This is a genomic window from Phycicoccus sp. (assembly GCF_035325325.1).
Taxonomy (GTDB): Bacteria; Actinomycetota; Actinomycetes; order Actinomycetales; family Dermatophilaceae; genus Phycicoccus.
Genome location: NZ_DAOLAC010000037.1, coordinates 1 through 17,387 on the forward strand (window position 1 = coordinate 1; position 17,387 = coordinate 17,387).

The following is a 17,387-nucleotide window of genomic DNA, read 5'->3' on the forward strand; positions in this document are numbered from 1 at the left end:
CCTTCTTCGCGGGCGCCTTCTTCGCCGGTGCCGCCTTGGTCGCGACCTTCTTCGCGGGCGCCTTCTTCGCCGGTGCCGCCTTGGTCGCGACCTTCTTCGCCGCAGTCTTCGCGGGCGCGGACTTCTTCGCGGCCGTCTTCGCCGTCTTCTTCGCCGTCGACTTCTTCGCGGCCGCCTTCTTGGCCGGCGCCGCCGGGGCGGCCGTCCCGCCCGCGGGCGCACGACCGGTGGCCGGGGCCGCCTTCGGCAGGCTGCTCGGCTTCTTGACGTAGTCCTTGAAGGCGGTGCCCGGACGGAACCGCGGAGCCTTGCTCTTCGGGATGCGCACCGAGGTCCCGGTGTGCGGGTTCCGGCCGGTGCGGGCGGCGCGCTCGGCCCGGTCGAAGGTGCCGAACCCGGTGATGGCGACCTTGCCGCCCCGGGAGACCTCGCGGACGATCGTGTCGAGGACGGTGTCGAGCGCGTCGTTGGCCGCCTTCCGGCTGCCGAGGGACTTCTCGAGCTCCTTGACGATGTCTGCCTTGTTCAACGTGGTTCCTCCATCGGTCGGCGCCGGGCGGACGCCGCGACGCTGGTGACGTGGGGGCCGGACGGGCCGACCTCGGATCCGACGGTATGCCTGAGGGACAAGCACGTCCACCACTCTCGCGGCGTGTTCGGGTTGCGCCACAGACGGTTTGGCAGGCGGCCAGACGTCACACGCGCCCCACCGACACCATGACGACGGTCCCGGGAGGGAGCGTTGCCCGTCGACGGGCCGATGGAACCCGTTGCGCGACAAGCCTTCCGGTTCAGGAGGTGACGGTCGGCTTCCACGCCGGACGAATTTCCTCGAAGGCCGTGATGTCGCCCTCGTGCCGCAGCGACAGGCTGATGTCGTCCAGGCCCTCGAGGAGCCGCCAGCGCGTGTAGTCGTCGACCTCGAACGGCGCGACGAGGTCTCCGGCGGTCACGGTGCGCGACTCGAGGTCGACGGTCACGGAGGTCCCGGGCTCGTTCTCGAGCAGCTTCCACAGCAGCTCGACGTCGTCCTGGCTGCACTGCGCGGTGAGCAGCCCCTGCTTGCCGCTGTTGCCACGGAAGATGTCGGCGAACCGGGACGAGATGACCACGCGGAAGCCGTAGTTCATGAGCGCCCACACGGCGTGCTCGCGCGAGGACCCGGTGCCGAAGTCCGGCCCGGCGACGAGCACCGACCCGGCCGCGAAACCCGGGTCGTTGAGGACGAAGGTCGGGTCGCTGCGCCACGCCGCGAACAGGCCGTCCTCGAACCCGGACCGCGTGACCCGCTTGAGGTACACCGCCGGGATGATCTGGTCGGTGTCGACGTTGCTGCGGCGCAGCGGGACCCCGATGCCGGTGTGCGACGTGAACTTCTCCATCAGGCGTTCGCCTCCACGGGCTCGAGGTCGGCCGGGCTCGACAGGGTGCCGCGCACCGCGGTCGCGGCGGCGACGAGCGGGCTCACGAGATGGGTCCGCCCACCCTTGCCCTGCCGGCCCTCGAAGTTGCGGTTCGAGGTCGAGGCGCTGCGCTCCCCCGGCGCGAGCTGGTCGGGGTTCATCCCGAGGCACATCGAACACCCCGGCAGCCGCCACTCGGCGCCGGCCGCCGTGAAGACCGCGTCGAGGCCCTCGCTCTCGGCCTGCAGGCGCACCCGGGCCGACCCGGGCACGACGAGCATCCGGACGCCGTCGGCGACGGTGCGCCCCTTGATGACCTCGGCCGCGGCCCGCAGGTCCTCGATGCGGCCGTTCGTGCACGAGCCGACGAAGACGGTGTCGACGTGGATCTCGCGCAGCGGTGTGCCGGCCGTGAGGCCCATGTACTCGAGGGCCCGGCGCGCCGCGACCTTGTCGTTGTCGTCGCCGAGCGTCTCGGGGTCGGGGACCGCCTCGCCGAGCGGGTTGCCCTGGCCGGGGTTGGTGCCCCAGGTGACGAACGGCGTGAGGCTCGCGGCGTCGAGGACGACCTCGGTGTCGAACTCGGCGTCGTCGTCGCTGCGCAGCTCACGCCAGGCCTCGACGGCGGCGTCCCAGTCGGCGCCGGTAGGCGCGTGGCCGCGACCCCTGAGGTACTCGAAGGTCGTCTCGTCCGGCGCGATCATGCCCGCCCGGGCCCCGGCCTCGATCGACATGTTGCACACCGTCATCCGGGCCTCCATCGACAGCGCGCGGATGGCGCTGCCGCGGTACTCGATGACGTGGCCCTGACCACCACCCGTGCCGATCCTCGCGATGACGGCGAGGACGACGTCCTTGGCCGTGACGCCGGCGGGCAGCTCGCCCTCGACGGTGACGGCCATCGTGCGGAACGGCTTGAGCGGCAGCGTCTGCGTCGCGAGCACGTGCTCGACCTCGGAGGTACCGATGCCGAACGCGAGCGCGCCGAACGCGCCGTGCGTCGAGGTGTGGCTGTCGCCGCAGACGATGGTCATCCCGGGCTGGGTCAGGCCCAGCTGCGGGCCGACGACGTGCACGATGCCCTGCTCGGCGTCGCCCATCGGGTAGATGGTCACGCCGAACTCCTCGCAGTTGCGGCGGAGCGTCTCGACCTGGGTGCGGCTGACCGGGTCGGTGATCGGGCCCGGGGTGGTCGGCACGTTGTGGTCCTCGGTGGCGAGGGTGAGGTCGGGGCGGCGCACCGGCCGGCCGGCCAGCCGCAGGCCGTCGAAGGCCTGCGGGCTCGTGACCTCGTGGAGCAGGTGGAGGTCGATGTAGAGGAGGTCCGGCTCGCCGTCCCCCCGGCGCACCACGTGCTGCTCCCACACCTTCTCGGCCAGTGTTCCGGCCATCCCACACACCTCTCACGTCGGTCGCGGCGGTCGGCCGCGGCTTGGGTCGACGGCGGACCGGCGGCACCGCGCCGTCGCCGTCATGCCGAGATTCGCACGCCCACACCGTGCACGGACTTGCGTCTCAGGCAATGAGACGTCAATATCAAGACATGGACAACAGCAGTGGGGTCGGCGTCCTCGACAAGGCGGCCATCGTCCTGTCCGCCCTCGAGGCCGGCCCGTCGACGCTCGCCCAGCTCGTCACGGCCACCGGCCTGGCCCGCCCGACGGCCCACCGGCTGGCCGTCGCGCTCGAGCACCACCGGCTCGTGACCCGCGACCTCCAGGGCCGCTTCGTGCTCGGCCCCCGCCTCGGTGAGCTCGCCGCGGCGGCCGGCGAGGACCGGCTGCTGGCCGCCGCCGGCCCGGTCCTCGGCGCGCTGCGCGACCACACGAACGAGTCGGCCCAGCTCTTCCGACGCCAGGGCGAGTACCGGGTGTGCGTCTCGGCCGCCGAGCGCCCGGTCGGACTGCGTGACTCCATCCCGATCGGCGCCACCCTCTCCATGCGGGCCGGCTCGGCGGCCCAGATCCTCCTCGCGTGGGAGGAGCCGGACCGGCTGCACCGCGGCCTGCAGGGCGCGGCGTTCACCGCGACCGCGCTCTCCGGGGTGCGTCGGCGCGGCTGGGCGCAGAGCGTCGGCGAGCGCGAGCCGGGGGTCGCCTCGGTCTCGGCGCCGGTGCGCTCCCCCTCCGGCCGGGTCATCGCCGCGGTGTCCATCTCCGGACCCATCGAGCGCCTGTCCCGGCAGCCGGGGCGGCTGCACGCCGCCACCGTCATGGCCGGGGCGAACAAGCTGACCGAGGTGCTCGCGCGGCACGCCGCCCAGCAGGAGGCGCAGAACAACGCCTGACCCGGCGCGGGTGGGCCGGCCCGGAGCGGCCGGACCGAGCCGCTGACCGAGTGCTGGCGAGATGTTCACCGGCTCGTCACCGCCCGTGCCTGCCGGCCGTTCCCCGACCGGACGAGGGTGTCCCGCGACGGCCGCCGTCCGGCGGCTGCGAGAGCCCCGCCTGGAGGACCCGTGCCCGACACCCACCTGCGCCGCCGCTCGTTCATCGGCCTGACCGCCGCCGGCGTCGGCGCCGCGACGCTGACCGCTGCACCCACCGCCTCCGCGCACCCGCGCGGTCGCCATGAGCACGACGAGGACGCGGTCGGCTACGGACCGCTCGTCCCCGACCCCAACGGCCTGCTCGACCTGCCGGCCGGCTTCTCGTACACCGTGCTCGCGGTGGCCGGCAACAGCGGCAACCCGGTCGAGCCGACCATCCTCGACGACGGCGGCGAGCAGAGCCCGTCGCGCTACGACGGCACCGGTTCCTTCCGCACCCGCAGCGGTGGCTGGGTCCTCGTCTCGAACCACGAGAACGGCTCGTCCGCGTCGATGCCCGTCCCGCACCGGCCCGGCATCACCTACGACGAGGGCAGCCCGAAGGGCGGGACGACGACGATCACCGTCGACCGCCACGGCCGCCGCGTCTCGGAGGTCGTCTCCCTCGCCGGCACCTGGTCCAACTGCGCGGGCGGGGTCAGCCCGTGGGGCACCTGGCTCACCTGCGAGGAGACCGAGCAGAAGGCCGACCCGACCAAGGACGTCCGCAAGGACCACGGCTACGTCTTCGAGGTCGACCCGCAGGACCCGACGAACCCGCGCAACGCCCGGCCGATCAAGGCCTTCGGTCGCTTTCCCCACGAGGCGGTCGTCGTCGACCCCGAGCGCGGGCAGGTCTACTCGACCGAGGACGCCGGCAACCCGAACGGGCTGCTCTACCGCTGGAGCCCGGACCGGCACGCGCCACGTCGCCGGGGCTTCCACCACCTCGCCGACGACGCCGGGACGCTCGAGGCGATGTACGTCACCGACCGGGGCACCTTCGTCCCGGACCTGTCCGTGTACTCCCGCCTCGGGACGACGCTCTCGGTGCGCTGGAAGGAGGTTCCCGACCGCGACGCCCGCACGACCTCGACGCGCAAGCAGTTCGACGGACCCGGGTCGACCGGCACGCCCGGCGGCGCCATCACCCGGGCCCGGAAGCTCGAGGGGATGTGGTGGGACAAGGGCGGGTTCTACTTCGACTCCTCGTTCGCCCGGACGAGTGACGGGTCGGCGGCCGAGCACGACGGCCAGATCTGGTTCTTCGACACCCGGCGCGGGACGATCACCCTCAAGAGCCACTACGCCTACACCCCGGCCGACCAGGACACCGACCCGGACGGCCCGGACAACATCACGGTCAACCCGTGGGGCGGGCTCGTCGTCTGCGAGGACGGCGACGGCCGCAACCACCTCGTCCTCGACGACCTGCGGGGCCACACCGCGTTCCTCGCCCTCAACCGCCAGGACAGCGAGATGGCGGGCGCGAACTTCTCGCACGACGGACGCTTCCTCTTCGCCAACTCCCAGGACCCCGGGGTCGTCTTCGCGATCACCGGGCCGTGGGGTCGCCGGCACGGCTGCTGACCCACGGCGAGCAGGACGCGGCCGCCCGGGGCCGGCAGAGGACCCCGGGCGGCTGCCGCCGCGTCGCGCGCAACACGGATGTCACACGGCGCCGCACGCGGTGCAACATCCGCGGGCCACGCTGGGCGCACCCGCCAGCCGAGGAGGAGCGCCCGTGCCACCGTCCGCCACCGCCGCCCAGCGCATCGCCCGGGACCGCACCCGCCTGCTCGCCTTCCCGCGGCCGGACCGCCCGGCCCTCGTCGTCGGCGGCGGGCCGCTCGCCGCGCGCCGCGCAGCCGCGTTGACCCGGGCGCGCACCCCCGTCATCGTCTTCGCCCCGAGCCTGTGCGACGACGTGTTCGACCTGCTCGCCGAGCGCCTCGTGTCCTGGGAGAACCGCTGGCCCACGGTCGCCGACCTGCGCGCCGCCTGGCTCGTCCACGCCGCGACCGGCGACGCGCGCCTCGACGCCCGGGTGTGCGCCCTCGCGGCGGCGGCCCGGGCCGAGGTCGCGTAGCTCAGGCGGTCGTCGTGCCGCCCAGCCGCTGCCGTGCCGTCTCGCCACGCCGCCCGACCGGGATGGTGCCGGCGATCGAGGCCAGTCCCAGGGGTTTCGGCCCCGAGTAGATGCTCTCGGCGCCGTGCGCCGGCACCGTGTAGGTCTCGTGCCAGATGGTCACCGCACCCGGGTCGGCCTTGGCGACCCGGTAGAACTCGGTCCACGCCGGCCGGTGCAGGTGGTCGGCCGCGTTGGCGTAGGCGTAGAGCTCCTCGACGCTGCGCCACCACTGGACCATCGTCGTCGCCATGAGGTGCACGGTCGAGCGGCTGCCGAGGTAGCCGAGGTGCTCGGCCTCGCCGCGCTCGGCGGCCGCCTTGTTCCTCTCGAGCTCGACGATCATCCGCGGCATCGCGGCAGCGGCCTGGCGGACGATGCCGACCTTCCACGGCTTGTGGACCCGCAGGCCGATGAGGAAGACGGTCAACGGCCCGTCGTACGCGTGGGTGACCCGGTCCATGGGAGGCTCCTGACTGGATAGTGGCGCTGTCTGGTGCGACCATGATGGATAGTGGCACTCTCCAGTGTCAAGCCCCGCCTCCCGACAGGAGCCCCGTTGCGCATCTCCCAGCTCGCCGAGCGGACCGGCGTCCCGGTCCACACGCTGAAGTACTACCTCCGCGAGGGAGTCCTCCAGCCCGGGACCCCGACGAGCCGCACCTCGGCCGACTACGGCGAGGAGCACGTCGAGCGGGTGCGTCTCGTCCGGGCCCTCGTCGAGCACGGCGGAGTGCCGGTCGCCGGGGTGCGCACCATCGTCGGGGCCCTCGAGGCCCCCCCACCCTCGCGGCACGAGCTGCTCGGGACCGCGCACTGCACGCTCGCCGGGCCCGGCGGCGACGAGGGCCCCGGGGAGGTCGTGGCCGACCTCCTCGAGGGGCTGGGCTGGCGGGTCTGGGCGGACGGCCCGTTCGCGGCGGCGCTCGGGCGGGCCGTGGAGGCCGCGCGCGCCGCCGGCGCCCCGCTGTCCGAAGACGTGCTGCGCCGGTACGCAGAGGCGATGCGGGCGGTCGCCGAGGTCGACCTCGACCTCGCCCTGGCGGCCGGCTCCCCCGCCGAGGCGATGCACCGCGTGGTCGTCGGCACGGTGATGGTCGACCCGGTGCTCCTCGCCCTGCGGCGGGTGGCCCAGGAGGCGGCGAGCGCCGAGCGGGCGTGAGCACCCCGGCTCGCGCGAGGCGGACACGACGAAGGCCCGGTCCTGGTGGACCGGGCCTTCGACCGATGTAGCCCCGACGGGATTCGAACCCGCGCTACCGCCTTGAGAGGGCGGCGTGCTAGGCCACTACACAACGGGGCCGTGGTGCTGTCCGGGCCGCTCGAGACGGCCTGGGCAACGGGAGAGAACACTACCGAACGGGAGGGCTTTCTCCGAAATCGCCCCCGACGCGAGCCGGAGGGCGATGGCTGGGGTACCAGGACTCGAACCTAGAACGGATGAACCAGAATCACCAGTGTTGCCAATTACACCATACCCCATGGGGTATGCCGTCCGATGTCCCGCGGGCGGGCCGTCGAGCGGCGAACCGAGTGGCGATACTACCGGGCCCTCTCCCCCGGCCCAAATCGCACGGCGTCCCCGACCAGCAGGTCCGGGATCTCGGCGAGCGAGCGCACGACCGGCACCTTGCGGGCCTCGACGAGCCGCAGCCCGCGCTCGTCCGGCTCCCCGTCGCGCACCAGCCAGGCCGCCGGCAGCCCCGCGTCCGCCGCCCCGAGCGGGTCGGTCGAGACCTCGTCGCCGACGTACAGGGTGCGCGCCGGCGGGGCACCGAGGCGACGGCTGGCCTCGTGGAAGGCACGGGCGTCGGGCTTGCCGAACCCGAGGGTGTCGCGGCTGCAGACGACGTCGAAGAGGTCCTCGAGCCGGGCCGCCGCGAGCTTGGCCCGGGTGTAGTCGCCCGAGGAGTTCGTGAGCACCCCGACCGCGAGCCCGGTGGCGCGCAGGGCGGCGACCGCGGGGCGGACGTCCTCGAACGCCTCGAGGGTCGCGAGGAAGGCCGGCTCGTAGGCGTCCTCGAAGGCGTCCCACCAGTCGCCCTCGGGGCGTCGGTCGAGCCACGCGGCGAGCTCGTCGAGGCGCGCACGGCGCATCTCGTCGAACTCGGTCTCGCCGCGGGTGTAGGCGGCGAAGTGTCCCTCCGGGTCGTCGCGGAAGCGGACGCCGGCCCGGGCGAGCCGGTCCGGGTCGGCGTCCGGCCAGAGCGCCTGCGCCGCGGCCGCGCCGGCCCGGTGCATCGCCGTCCGGGTGTCGTAGAGCGTGTCGTCGGCGTCGAGGAGCACGGCCTCGACGCCGAGGCCGTCCCAGGGTCCGCTCACAGGCTCGCGCGCAGGGTCGTCAGGCGGGCCAGGGTGGCCGTCCTGCCGAGGATCTCCATCGACTCGAAGAGCGGGGGGCTGACCCGCCGGCCGGAGACGGCGGTGCGCAGGGGACCGAAGGCGAACTTCGGCTTGAGGCCGAGGCCGTCGACGAGCGCGGCCCGCAGCGCGGCCTCGATCGCCTCGGCCCGGAACGACGGCTCGGACCCGAGCACACCGTCGTGGTGGTCCGGCAGGTCGGCGAGCGCGGCGGTGGCGGCGTCGAGGGTCGCGGCGGCGCCGTCCCCGAGCTGGGCGCGGGCGTCGTCGGCGACCTCGACGGCGTCGTCAGGGGCGTAGAACGGCGCGACGAGGTCGGTCGCCTCGGTGAGGTGCGCGATCCGGGTCTGGATGAGCGCCGCCACCTGCTCGAGCCGGGCCAGCTCGCCGAGTGACGGGTTCTCGCCGAGGACCCCGGCCCGCTGGAGGTGGGGCAGCAGCCGCGCGGTGAAGTCCTGCGGGTCGAGCGCCCGGATGTGGACGCCGTTGAGCCAGTCGAGCTTCTTGAGGTCGAAGATCGGGCCGACCGGGTTGACCTCGGCCCAGTCGAAGCGCTGCGCGAACTCCTCGAAGGTGAAGACCTCCACGTCGTTGCCCTCGGCGTCCTGGGCCGGCGGGTAGGCGAGCAGGCCGAGGAAGTTGACGAGCGCCTCGGGGAGGTAGCCCTCCTCCTCGAACCAGGTGAGCCGCGCCTCGGGGTTCTTGCGCTTGCTGATCTTCGACTTGTTCGCGTTCCGCAGGAGCGGCATGTGCGCGAACTTCGGCGGCGTCAGGCCGAGCCACCGGTAGAGGAGGACGTGCTTCGGCGTCGAGCTGATCCACTCCTCGCCGCGCACGACGTGGGTGATGCCCATCTCGTGGTCGTCGACGACGACGGCGAGGTGGTAGGTCGGGAAGCCGTCGGCCTTGAGGATGACCTGGTCGTCGGGGCGCGGGGCGGAGAGCCGGCCACGGATGAGGTCGTCGAACTCGGTGTCGACGTCGTCGGGGACGAGCATCCGCACGACGGGGGTCTCGGAGAAGCCGGGCAGTGCTCGGCGCTCCTCCTCGGTCTTCCCGAGGCAGAGCCGGTCGTAGCCGGTCGGCTGCTTGAGGCGCTGCTGCTCCTCGCGCATCTCGGCGAGCCGCTCGGTCGAGCACCAGCAGCGGTAGGCGTGCCCGGCCTCGAGCAGCCGCTCGACGTAGGGCCGGTAGGTCGTCAGCCGCTCGCTCTGCCGGTAGGGCGCGCACGGGCCTCCGATGTCCGGGCCCTCGTCCCAGGTGAGGCCGAGCCAGCGCAGGGTGTCGAAGACCTGCTGCTCGGAGTCCTCGCGGAAGCGGGCGCGGTCGGTGTCCTCGATGCGCAGGACGAACCGACCGCCCTGCTGCCGGGCGAAGGCGAGGTTGAACAGGGACATGTACGCCGTGCCCACGTGCGGGTCACCCGTCGGGGACGGGGCGACGCGGAGGCGGACCGGGCCGGGGAGGTCGCCGGCCGGCGTGGCGGAGGGGGTCTGCTCGCTCATGATGGGTGCCAGCGTAGTGACGGGGCGCAGTGACGCGAGCGGCGGCCGCCCTGGCGCATCGGGTGCGGGTGGCGCACACTCGAGCGGTGGCGGGGGTCGTGGAGCCGGAGGGCCGGCGACGGGTGCGCCCGGTGGGCCTGGCCATCGGTGTGCTCACGACGATCGTCCTCGTCTTCGTCGTGCGGCGTCTCGCCACGGACGTGCCGCACGTGCTCGCCGGCACCGTGCCCGACGACGACCTCGCCGAGAAGTACGTCGCCCACCCGTGGCTCGCCTACGGCCACATCGTGCCCGGGGTCGTCTACCTCCTCGGGGCGCCGTTCCAGCTCTCGCACCGGTTCCGGAGCCGGCACTACGTCCTGCACCGCCGGGTGGGGCGGGTCCTCCTCGGCTGCGCCCTGCTCTCCGGGGTGCTGTCCGTCGTGCTCGGCGTCGTGTTCGCGTGGGGGCGCGGGGCGGAGACGTCGGCGACGGCGGTCTTCGGCACGTGGTTCGTCGTGTGCCTGGTGCTCGCGTTCCGCGCCATCCGTGGCGGCCGGGTGGCCCACCACCGTCGGTGGATGGTCCGCGCCTTCGCGGTCGGGCTCGGGGTGGCCTCGATCCGGCTCTGGGTCGGCGTCTTCACCGGCATCCAGCTCGGGCTGCTCGGCATGGACGGCGACACCATGCCGCTGCGGGCGACCTTCGGGGTCGCCTTCTGGCTCGGGCTCTCGATGCACGTCCTGTTCGCCGAGTGGTGGCTGCGCCGCACCCCGGACCTCGACGGCTGACGAGGCCACCGACGAGTTCTGGTCCCGGTGACGGTCTGACCTCGCGACACCACCCGAGCGAGGAGACCACCGTGTCGAGCACCCACTACCCCGCCGTCGCCGGGTAGCACGAGGAGAGGATCAGCCATGACCGCACTCGACCCCACCCGACCCGGACCGCTCGACCTCGAGTTCGAGGCGCCGGTCGTGCGCAGCGACGCCGACGGCGGCTGGAGCTACGTCGTCTGGCCCGACTCCGTCGAGGTCTTCGGCACCCGCGGGCTCGTCAAGGTGACGGGCACGGTCGAGGGCGCACCGCTGCGCACCTCGTTCATGGCGCTCGGCGACGGCCGGCACAAGCTGCCCCTGACCGCCGCCACCCTGCGCGCGATCGGCAAGGACGTGGGCGACGTCGTCCGGGTGCACCTCACCGAACGGCGTTGAGCGTCAGGGCTCGACGAACGGGTTGGACAGGGTGCCGATGCCCTCGATCTCGACCTCGACCCGCTGCCCTGCCACCACCGGCCCGACCCCCGCGGGCGTGCCGGTGAGGATGACGTCGCCGGGCAGCAGGGTGAACGCCCTCGACGCGTGGGAGACCAGGGCCGCGACGCCGTGGACCATGTCGGCCGTCGTGCCGTCCTGGACGACCTCGCCGTCGCGCCGGGTGACGACGCGGAGGGAGGAGACGTCGAGGTCGGTCTCGACCCACGGCCCGAGCGGGCAGAAGGTGTCGAAGCCCTTGGCGCGGGCCCACTGCCCGTCCGAGCGCTGCAGGTCGCGGGCGGTGACGTCGTTCGCGCAGGTGTAGCCGAAGACGACGCCGAGGGCGTCCTCGGGCTCCACGTCCTTGCACAACCGGCCGATGACGACCGCGAGCTCGCCCTCGTAGTGCACCTCGCTGCTCTGGGGTGGCAGGACGACGGGGTCGCCCGGGCCGACGACGGCGGTGTTCGGGACGAGGAACATCAAGGGCTCCTCGGGCACGTCGCCGCCCATCTCGGCCGCGTGGTCGGCGTAGTTCTTCCCGATGCCGACGACCTTGCTGCGCGGGATGACCGGGGCCAGGAGGCGCACGTCCTCGACGAGGTGCGTGGCGCCGGTCAGCTCGATCCTCGTGTAGAGCGGGTCGCCGGTGATCTCGGCGATCTTCTCCCCCGCCCCGTCGACCAGCCCGTAGACGGGGTCGTCACCGGTGGTGAACCTCGCGATGCGCATGGCCCGAGCCTACGACCCGCGACCGGAGTTGCTACTCGCCGTACCCGCGGCGGGAGCGGGAGTCCTCGTCGACGAGCCGGTTGATCAGCTGCTGCACCTCGTCGCTGTCCGGGACGTTGGTCAGGTCCTCGTCGGGGCTGTCGCCGGCGGACTCGATGTGCAGCGACCCGGCGCCGATCATCCGGTCCAGGAGGGTCTGCCGGAAGCTGACGTCGGTGATCTTCGCGAGGGTGATGTCCTTGCCGGACTTCGTGAGGACACCGCGGCGCACCATCACGCGGTGGGTCGTGATGACGTAGTGCGTGGAACGCCAGCGCACGAAGGGCCCGAGGACGAAGACCAGCAGGATGAGCGCGACGGCGGCGAGCACGACCCAGAGCAGCACGGTGCCGACCGAGCCGTCGGGGAGGACGAGCAGCGCGACGACGCCGCCGACGACGACCACCGCGCCGACGAGGGTCGGTGCCAGCACCGTCAGCCAGTGCGGACGGAGGTGTCGCACGACCTGTTCGTCCTGTGCCAGGACGTTCTCCGGGAAGCCCACGGGCCCAGCGTAGGGGCCCACAGCGGCCGGCGTCAGGACACGCCGGCGGCCCGTGCGGCCGTGGCCAGCACGCGGCCGACCGTGGCCGCGCCCTCGTCGGTCAGGTGCACGTCGAACGCGGTGCAGATGTAGGTCAGCGTGCAGACCTGGGCGACGTTGCGCGGCACCGACTTCCCGTTGAAGGTCGTGGGGGTCGTGTCGGCGAGGGCGAAGGCCGCGGTGAGCGGGACGTAGCGCGCCCCGGTGGCCTTGGCAGCGGCGGCGATCTCGGTGTCGAGCTTGGTGTAGGCGCTCGTCGCCGCGGCGAGCTGGGTCTTGCCGGCCCCGAGGTAGCTGGCGGCCAGCCACGGGTTGTAGTAGCCGAGGACGAGCACGGGGACGTCGGGTCCGGCGGCGGCCCGCAGCCGCTCGAGGACGGTCGGCAGGTTGGTGCGTACCGTGCCGAGTCCGGTCGTGGCGCACGAGGCGTCGACCTGCATCCCGCGCACGCAGTGCAGGAGGTCGTTGCCGCCGATGTCGAGGGTGACGAGGCGGACGTCGCCGCGTCGCTCGCGCAGGAGGGCCTCGGCGGCGGCGAGCTGGCTCTTCTCGGGGTAGGTGCACCGGCCGCCCTCGACGAGCGTCGAGGTGGTCTCGCCGCTGCACGCGAGGTTGGCGACGCCGAGGCGCTGGCCACCGGCCGAGAGCCGGGCCGCGGCGAGGGCAGGGTAGGCGCTGTCGCGCAGCTCGGCGCCGCCCGGCTGGTAACCGGCGGCGAGCGAGTCGCCGAGCGCCACGAGGAGCGGGCCGGCGGGCGCCGCCGAGCCGGAGGGGGCGGGCGACGCCGGGGCACTCGTCGAGGACGCGGCCGACGACGGGCCCGTCGACGACGCGGTGGACGCCGGTCCGTCTCCCCCGCTGCTGCTGCACGCCGCGAGGAGCAGCGCGCCGGCGAGGGCGGCCGCGGCGAGGGTGCGGGGCACGATCGGACCTCCGGGTCGGGTGAGCGGGGACGGGGACCATCCTCTCCCGACCCAACGCCCGGGACGCGCCGGGTGTGCCCGGGGTGGTGGTGCGAGCCGTCGCTACCGTGGTGCGGTGACCGTCGTCCTCTCCCCCGACGAGTGGGCCGCCCGCGAGCGCGCCCACGCCGAACGCGTCGACGCGGCGACCGCCGGGCACCGCGCGCGCCGGTCGGACGGTCGGGCGCATCCGGTCGAGGACTTCCTCTTCCGCTACTACAACCACTCCCCGGCGAAGCTGCGCCGCTGGCACCCGGGGGCGGGCATCCGCCTGGCGGGCGCGGCCTCGGGTGAGCGGGCCGGCTGGAGGCACCACCGCCTCGTCGGCGACGCGGTCGAGCTCGACGTGGCGTCCTTCGTCGCGGCCCGGGGGCGGACCATCGCGTTCGTCCGGGAGCTCGTGGCGGCGACCCTCTTGCGTCCGCCCCACCTCGGGTGCTTCGGCCTCCACGAGTGGGCGATGGTGCACCGGCTGCCGGCCGACGACGTGCGCCACCCGGGATGGCCGCTGCGCCTCGGACCGGCCGGCACCGACGCGGTCCTCGAGCGGCACACGGTGCGCTGCTCGCACCACGACGCGTTCCGGTTCTTCACCGAGTCGGCGGTCCCGCTCAACCAGCTGCGCCCGACCCGGGAGGGCCAGGCGTCGCTCGAGCAGCCCGGCTGCCTCCACGCCGGGATGGACGTCTACAAGTGGTCGTTCAAGCTGGCCCCGCTCGTGCCGAGCCACCTCACCGCCGACGCCTTCGACCTGGCCCGCGAGATCCGGGTCCTCGACATGCAGGCGTCGCCGTACGACCTGCGCGAGCTGGGGTACGAGCCGGTCCCCATCGAGACCCCGGAGGGCAAGGCCGAGTACCTCGAACGGCAGCGCGCGTTCACGGTCCGCTCGAACGAGTTGCGCCGCAGGCTCCTCGACGTGCTGTCGGCCGTCGACACACCGGTGCCAGCCGGCTGAGCGGCCGTCAGGCGGCAGTGGCGAAGCACCAGTCGACGTGCCTCTCGAGGACGGAGTCGTCCCGTCGGGTCGGGGCGGGAGGCTGGTGCGGCTCGCTGCCCCACCCGAGCAGGGGCGGGGCCAGGGAGCGGTAGGTGTGCCCGGTCGGGGTCCGGGTCACGGTCCCGTGGGGTGAGCCGCGGGCGACGGTGACCCGCCAGCCGGGCCCTTCCTTGACGAGGTTGCAGCGCGCGCACTTCCCGTTGCCGTTCCACACGCTCGTGGGTCCGCCGTCGCGGGCGGGGTGGGCGTGGTCGGCGTGCACGATGGCGGAGCCGCAGAACGGGGTGGTGCACACGTCGTCACGCAGGACGAGGACCCGGCGCAGGCCGCCGGCGAAGGGGCGGCGCCGGGAGTCCATCGCCACGAGGTCGCGACCGTCCGGGCTCGTGTAGAGCCGCCGCAGCCACACCGACGCGGGGCCGGCTCCCTCGATCCAGGCCCGCGCGACGGGCGCCGGCACCGACCCGTGCCCGGGCACCCGCGCGGGCTCGTCGACGGACCGGTCGGGGTCGCCCGTACCGAGGAGCGCCCGGTCGGTCATGACCAGCTGCACCTCCACCGGCTGCACCTGGCCCGGGGCCAGCCCGGCCATGAGCCGCAGGGCGACGTCGGCGCTGACCGCCCCGACGGCGCGCCCCTCGGGCGCCTCGTCCTCGCACTGCCCACCGACCACACTCCTGGCGCGGCGCAGCAGGGCGGCGTGGGCCCCGACCACCTCACGCAGCGGTCCGAGGACGGTCAGGTACGCCATGCCGTCCGGTGCCGGCCGGACGGTCACGCGCCGGCTCCGCACCGCAGCCTCCATCCGCCGGACCACCGACGCCGCGTCGAGCTCGGCCGCGACGCGTGCGGCGGCCCGGCCGGCCATCCGCGGCGACAACCGTGGCAGCGCGTCGGCGAGGCGGCGGTCGACCTCGGCGCGGTGCTCACGGGTCAGCGTCGCCGTCTCGCGCACGACCTCCACCGCGGCGCGCTCGGAGACGGCGCCGTCGGTCAGGGCGGCCATCAGGCACGGCATCTCGCGCACGAGCGCGCGGGACAGCCCGACGAACCGGTCACCCGTGCTCGGCGACTCGTGCCGGGCCAGCGCCACCTCCGACCCCACCGACCGGGCCACGTCCTGGGGAGTGACGGCCTCTCGCGACACCCTCAGCGCGTCGGTGGCCCTCGCCTGGCACGCCGCGGCCGCGCCCTTGAGCCGCTCGAGCTCGGCGACCAGCGCCACCCGCTCGTGGTCGCTCAGCGCCTCGACGTCGACGGTGGCGAGTGACGCACGGACCCCGGCCACGACGGCCGCCGGCGTGGGACCACCACGTCTGTCCCGCACCGCAATTGCTGTCATCGCCCCTGCCCTTCCCCTGTGCTGCCAACTCTAGGACCGACCACCGACAGAGGCCCCGTCACTCCGTGCCCTGCGCGACATCAGGGAGGAGTCCAGCGCACGCGGCCTGACGGGGGCCTTCCGCTTCTCGGGGATCGAGAGTTTGCTGTTCCCCATGGACAGCACGATGCAGCCGACCCCCCTCCTCGTCAGCCAGGTCCTGCGGTTCGGGACCACGCTGCACGCCGACCAGGAGGTCGTCACCTGGACCGACGACGGTCCACGCCGCGCGACCTACGCGGAGGTCGGTCGGCAGGCCGCGCAGCTGGCCCATGCCCTCCACGGGCTCGGCGTCGAGGGGGACGACCGGGTCGCCACCTTCATGTGGAACAACGCCGAGCACTTCACCGCCTACTTCGCGGTGCCGTCCATGGGCGCGGTGCTCCACGCCCTCAACATCCGGTTGTTCCCCGAGCAGATCGTCTACGTCGCGAACCACGGCGGCTCGAAGGTCGTCATCGTCGACAACACCCTCGCGGCCCCCTTCGCCAAGCTGCTCCCCCACCTGCCCAAGGTCCGCCACGTCGTCGTCAACGGCCCGGTCGACGACGACACCCGCGCCGCGCTGACGGCGCCCGACCACGTCGAGGCGGTGCACGACTGGGCCACCCTGCTCGAGGGGATGCCGACGACGTACGAGTGGCCCGAGGACCTCGACGAGAACTCCGCCTCCTCGCTGTGCTACACCTCCGGGACGACGGGCAACCCCAAGGGCGTCGCGTACTCACACCGCTCCAACTACCTCCACGCCGTGACGACCGCGATGACTGCCGACACCCGTCAGGGCGACCGGCTGCTCGTCGTGGTGCCCCTCTTCCACGCCAACGCGTGGGGCTTCCCCTACCTCGCGATGGCGGTGGGCGCCTCCCTGGTCATGCCGGACCGGTTCCTCCAGGCCGCCCCGCTCGCGACGATGATCGAGAGCGAGAAGGTCACCTTCGGTGCCGGCGTGCCGACGATCTGGCTGGACCTGCTGCACCACCTCGAGGAGAACACTGTCGACGTCTCGACGTGCCGCGGCCTCATCGTGGGCGGGTCGGCCGCACCCCCGGCCCTGATGAAGTCGTTCAAGGAGCAGCACGGGATCACCATCCTCCACGCGTGGGGCATGACCGAGATGTCCCCGATCGGCACGGCGGCCGTGCCTCCGGCCGCCGTCGAGGAGGGGTCGGACGCCTACTGGGACTACGCGACCTCGCAGGGCCGCCTCGTCCTCGGCGTGCAGGGGCGGCTCATCGGCCCGGACGGCGGGGAGGTGCCGTGGGACGGCGAGAGCGTCGGCGAGCTCGAGGTCAGGGGACCGTGGATCACCGGCTCCTACAACGCGTTCGGCGAGGAGTCGGACGCCGAGCTCGCCGAGATGGCCGACAAGTTCCACGACGGGTGGCTGCGGACCGGCGACGTGGGCACGCTGACCCCGGACGGCTTCCTCCGGCTCACCGACCGCGCGAAGGACGTCATCAAGTCCGGCGGTGAGTGGATCAGCTCTGTCGACCTCGAGAACGCGATCATGGCGCACCCGGACGTCCTCGAGGCCTCCGTCGTCGGGGTGCCCGACGAGCGGTGGGGAGAGCGGCCCCTGGCCACCGTCGTGCTGAGGGAGGGCGCCGCCGCCACCCCGGAGTCGCTGCGCGAGTTCCTCGAGGACAAGCTCGCCCACTGGCAGCTGCCCGAGCGGTGGGCGCTCGTCGACGCCGTGCCGAAGACGAGCGTCGGCAAGTTCGACAAGAAGCTGCTGCGTCGCCGGTACGCCGAGGGCGAGCTGGCGGTCCAGACCCTGGACTGAGCC

General features: G+C 73.5%; 18 protein-coding genes and 2 tRNA genes. 8 read left to right on the forward strand and 12 right to left on the reverse strand.

The genetic code is table 11. The features are described 5' to 3' along the window. The 3 genes from PKA89_RS17010 to leuC form a co-directional block, all read right to left on the reverse strand. The coding region (locus PKA89_RS17010) for an HU family DNA-binding protein (RefSeq protein WP_324421448.1) at positions 1-529 on the reverse strand (529 nt) is incomplete at its 3' end. A gap of 262 nt (positions 530-791) precedes the next feature. Next, positions 792-1,382, reverse strand: a complete 591-nt coding sequence (gene leuD, locus PKA89_RS17015; RefSeq protein ID WP_324421450.1) for a 3-isopropylmalate dehydratase small subunit — start codon at positions 1,380-1,382, stop codon at positions 792-794. Next, positions 1,382-2,794: a 3-isopropylmalate dehydratase large subunit gene (gene leuC / locus PKA89_RS17020; RefSeq protein WP_324421452.1), complete on the reverse strand. Its 1,413-nt coding sequence runs from the start codon at positions 2,792-2,794 to the stop codon at positions 1,382-1,384. The genes leuD and leuC overlap by 1 nt, the downstream gene beginning before the upstream one ends. A gap of 152 nt (positions 2,795-2,946) precedes the next feature. Here leuC and PKA89_RS17025 point away from each other — a divergent pair, with 152 nt between their 5' ends. From PKA89_RS17025 to PKA89_RS17035, 3 genes are all read left to right on the forward strand, one after another. Continuing rightward, positions 2,947-3,690, forward strand: a complete 744-nt coding sequence (locus PKA89_RS17025; RefSeq protein ID WP_324421454.1) for an IclR family transcriptional regulator — start codon at positions 2,947-2,949, stop codon at positions 3,688-3,690. 171 nt (positions 3,691-3,861) lie between these two features. Then, entirely contained in the window at positions 3,862-5,301 is a 1,440-nt protein-coding gene (locus PKA89_RS17030; RefSeq protein ID WP_324421456.1) for an alkaline phosphatase PhoX, read from the forward strand. Between the two features lie 154 nt (positions 5,302-5,455). Continuing rightward, positions 5,456-5,800 (forward strand): NAD(P)-dependent oxidoreductase, encoded by a 345-nt coding sequence (locus PKA89_RS17035; protein ID WP_324421458.1) that lies wholly within the window; start codon positions 5,456-5,458, stop codon positions 5,798-5,800. Position 5,801: 1 nt separating this feature from the next. Here PKA89_RS17035 and PKA89_RS17040 read toward each other — a convergent pair whose 3' ends face one another. Further along, positions 5,802-6,302 carry a DUF4188 domain-containing protein gene (locus PKA89_RS17040; protein ID WP_324421460.1) on the reverse strand — a complete coding sequence of 167 codons (501 nt, stop codon included), beginning with the start codon at positions 6,300-6,302 and terminating at the stop codon, positions 5,802-5,804. Between the two features lie 51 nt (positions 6,303-6,353). Here PKA89_RS17040 and PKA89_RS17045 point away from each other — a divergent pair, with 51 nt between their 5' ends. Continuing rightward, positions 6,354-7,001, forward strand: coding sequence for a MerR family transcriptional regulator (locus PKA89_RS17045; RefSeq protein WP_324421462.1), 648 nt, complete (start codon positions 6,354-6,356; stop codon positions 6,999-7,001). A 68-nt stretch (positions 7,002-7,069) separates the two neighbouring features. Here the strand turns inward: PKA89_RS17045 and PKA89_RS17050 are convergent. The 4 genes from PKA89_RS17050 to gltX form a co-directional block, all read right to left on the reverse strand. Next, positions 7,070-7,142, reverse strand: a tRNA-Glu gene (locus PKA89_RS17050). A 104-nt stretch (positions 7,143-7,246) separates the two neighbouring features. Next, positions 7,247-7,321, reverse strand: a tRNA-Gln gene (locus PKA89_RS17055). Between the two features lie 60 nt (positions 7,322-7,381). After that, positions 7,382-8,161, reverse strand: a complete 780-nt coding sequence (locus PKA89_RS17060) for an HAD family hydrolase (RefSeq protein WP_324421464.1) — start codon at positions 8,159-8,161, stop codon at positions 7,382-7,384. Further along, positions 8,158-9,705 (reverse strand): glutamate--tRNA ligase, encoded by a 1,548-nt coding sequence (gene gltX, locus PKA89_RS17065; RefSeq protein ID WP_324421465.1) that lies wholly within the window; start codon positions 9,703-9,705, stop codon positions 8,158-8,160. Before gltX ends, PKA89_RS17060 begins: the two co-directional genes overlap by 4 nt. Before the next feature lie 86 nt (positions 9,706-9,791). Here gltX and PKA89_RS17070 point away from each other — a divergent pair, with 86 nt between their 5' ends. Both PKA89_RS17070 and PKA89_RS17075 read left to right on the forward strand, forming a co-directional pair. Continuing rightward, positions 9,792-10,475 (forward strand): DUF2306 domain-containing protein, encoded by a 684-nt coding sequence (locus PKA89_RS17070; protein ID WP_324421466.1) that lies wholly within the window; start codon positions 9,792-9,794, stop codon positions 10,473-10,475. Positions 10,476-10,601: 126 nt separating this feature from the next. Next, positions 10,602-10,898 carry a DUF1905 domain-containing protein gene (locus PKA89_RS17075; protein ID WP_324421468.1) on the forward strand — a complete coding sequence of 99 codons (297 nt, stop codon included), beginning with the start codon at positions 10,602-10,604 and terminating at the stop codon, positions 10,896-10,898. A gap of 3 nt (positions 10,899-10,901) precedes the next feature. Here PKA89_RS17075 and PKA89_RS17080 read toward each other — a convergent pair whose 3' ends face one another. Genes PKA89_RS17080 through PKA89_RS17090 form a run of 3 tightly spaced genes read right to left on the reverse strand, consistent with a single transcriptional unit; the run spans position 10,902 to position 13,178 of the window. Further along, a complete protein-coding gene (locus tag PKA89_RS17080) occupies positions 10,902-11,672 on the reverse strand; it encodes a fumarylacetoacetate hydrolase family protein (RefSeq protein ID WP_324421470.1) in 771 nt (256 codons plus the stop codon). A 31-nt stretch (positions 11,673-11,703) separates the two neighbouring features. Continuing rightward, complete coding sequence (locus tag PKA89_RS17085) at positions 11,704-12,216, reverse strand: PH domain-containing protein (RefSeq protein ID WP_324421472.1); 513 nt, start codon at positions 12,214-12,216, stop codon at positions 11,704-11,706. A 32-nt stretch (positions 12,217-12,248) separates the two neighbouring features. Beyond that, complete coding sequence (locus tag PKA89_RS17090) at positions 12,249-13,178, reverse strand: GDSL-type esterase/lipase family protein (protein ID WP_324421474.1); 930 nt, start codon at positions 13,176-13,178, stop codon at positions 12,249-12,251. 115 nt (positions 13,179-13,293) lie between these two features. Between PKA89_RS17090 and PKA89_RS17095 the strand changes: the two genes are divergently transcribed. Then, positions 13,294-14,175, forward strand: coding sequence for a 3-methyladenine DNA glycosylase (locus tag PKA89_RS17095; RefSeq protein WP_324421476.1), 882 nt, complete (start codon positions 13,294-13,296; stop codon positions 14,173-14,175). Positions 14,176-14,182: 7 nt separating this feature from the next. Here PKA89_RS17095 and PKA89_RS17100 read toward each other — a convergent pair whose 3' ends face one another. After that, complete coding sequence (locus PKA89_RS17100) at positions 14,183-15,505, reverse strand: DUF222 domain-containing protein (protein ID WP_324421478.1); 1,323 nt, start codon at positions 15,503-15,505, stop codon at positions 14,183-14,185. A gap of 208 nt (positions 15,506-15,713) precedes the next feature. Between PKA89_RS17100 and PKA89_RS17105 the strand changes: the two genes are divergently transcribed. Continuing rightward, positions 15,714-17,384, forward strand: a complete 1,671-nt coding sequence (locus PKA89_RS17105) for a long-chain fatty acid--CoA ligase (RefSeq protein WP_324421479.1) — start codon at positions 15,714-15,716, stop codon at positions 17,382-17,384. Positions 17,385-17,387 lie beyond the last annotated feature (3 nt).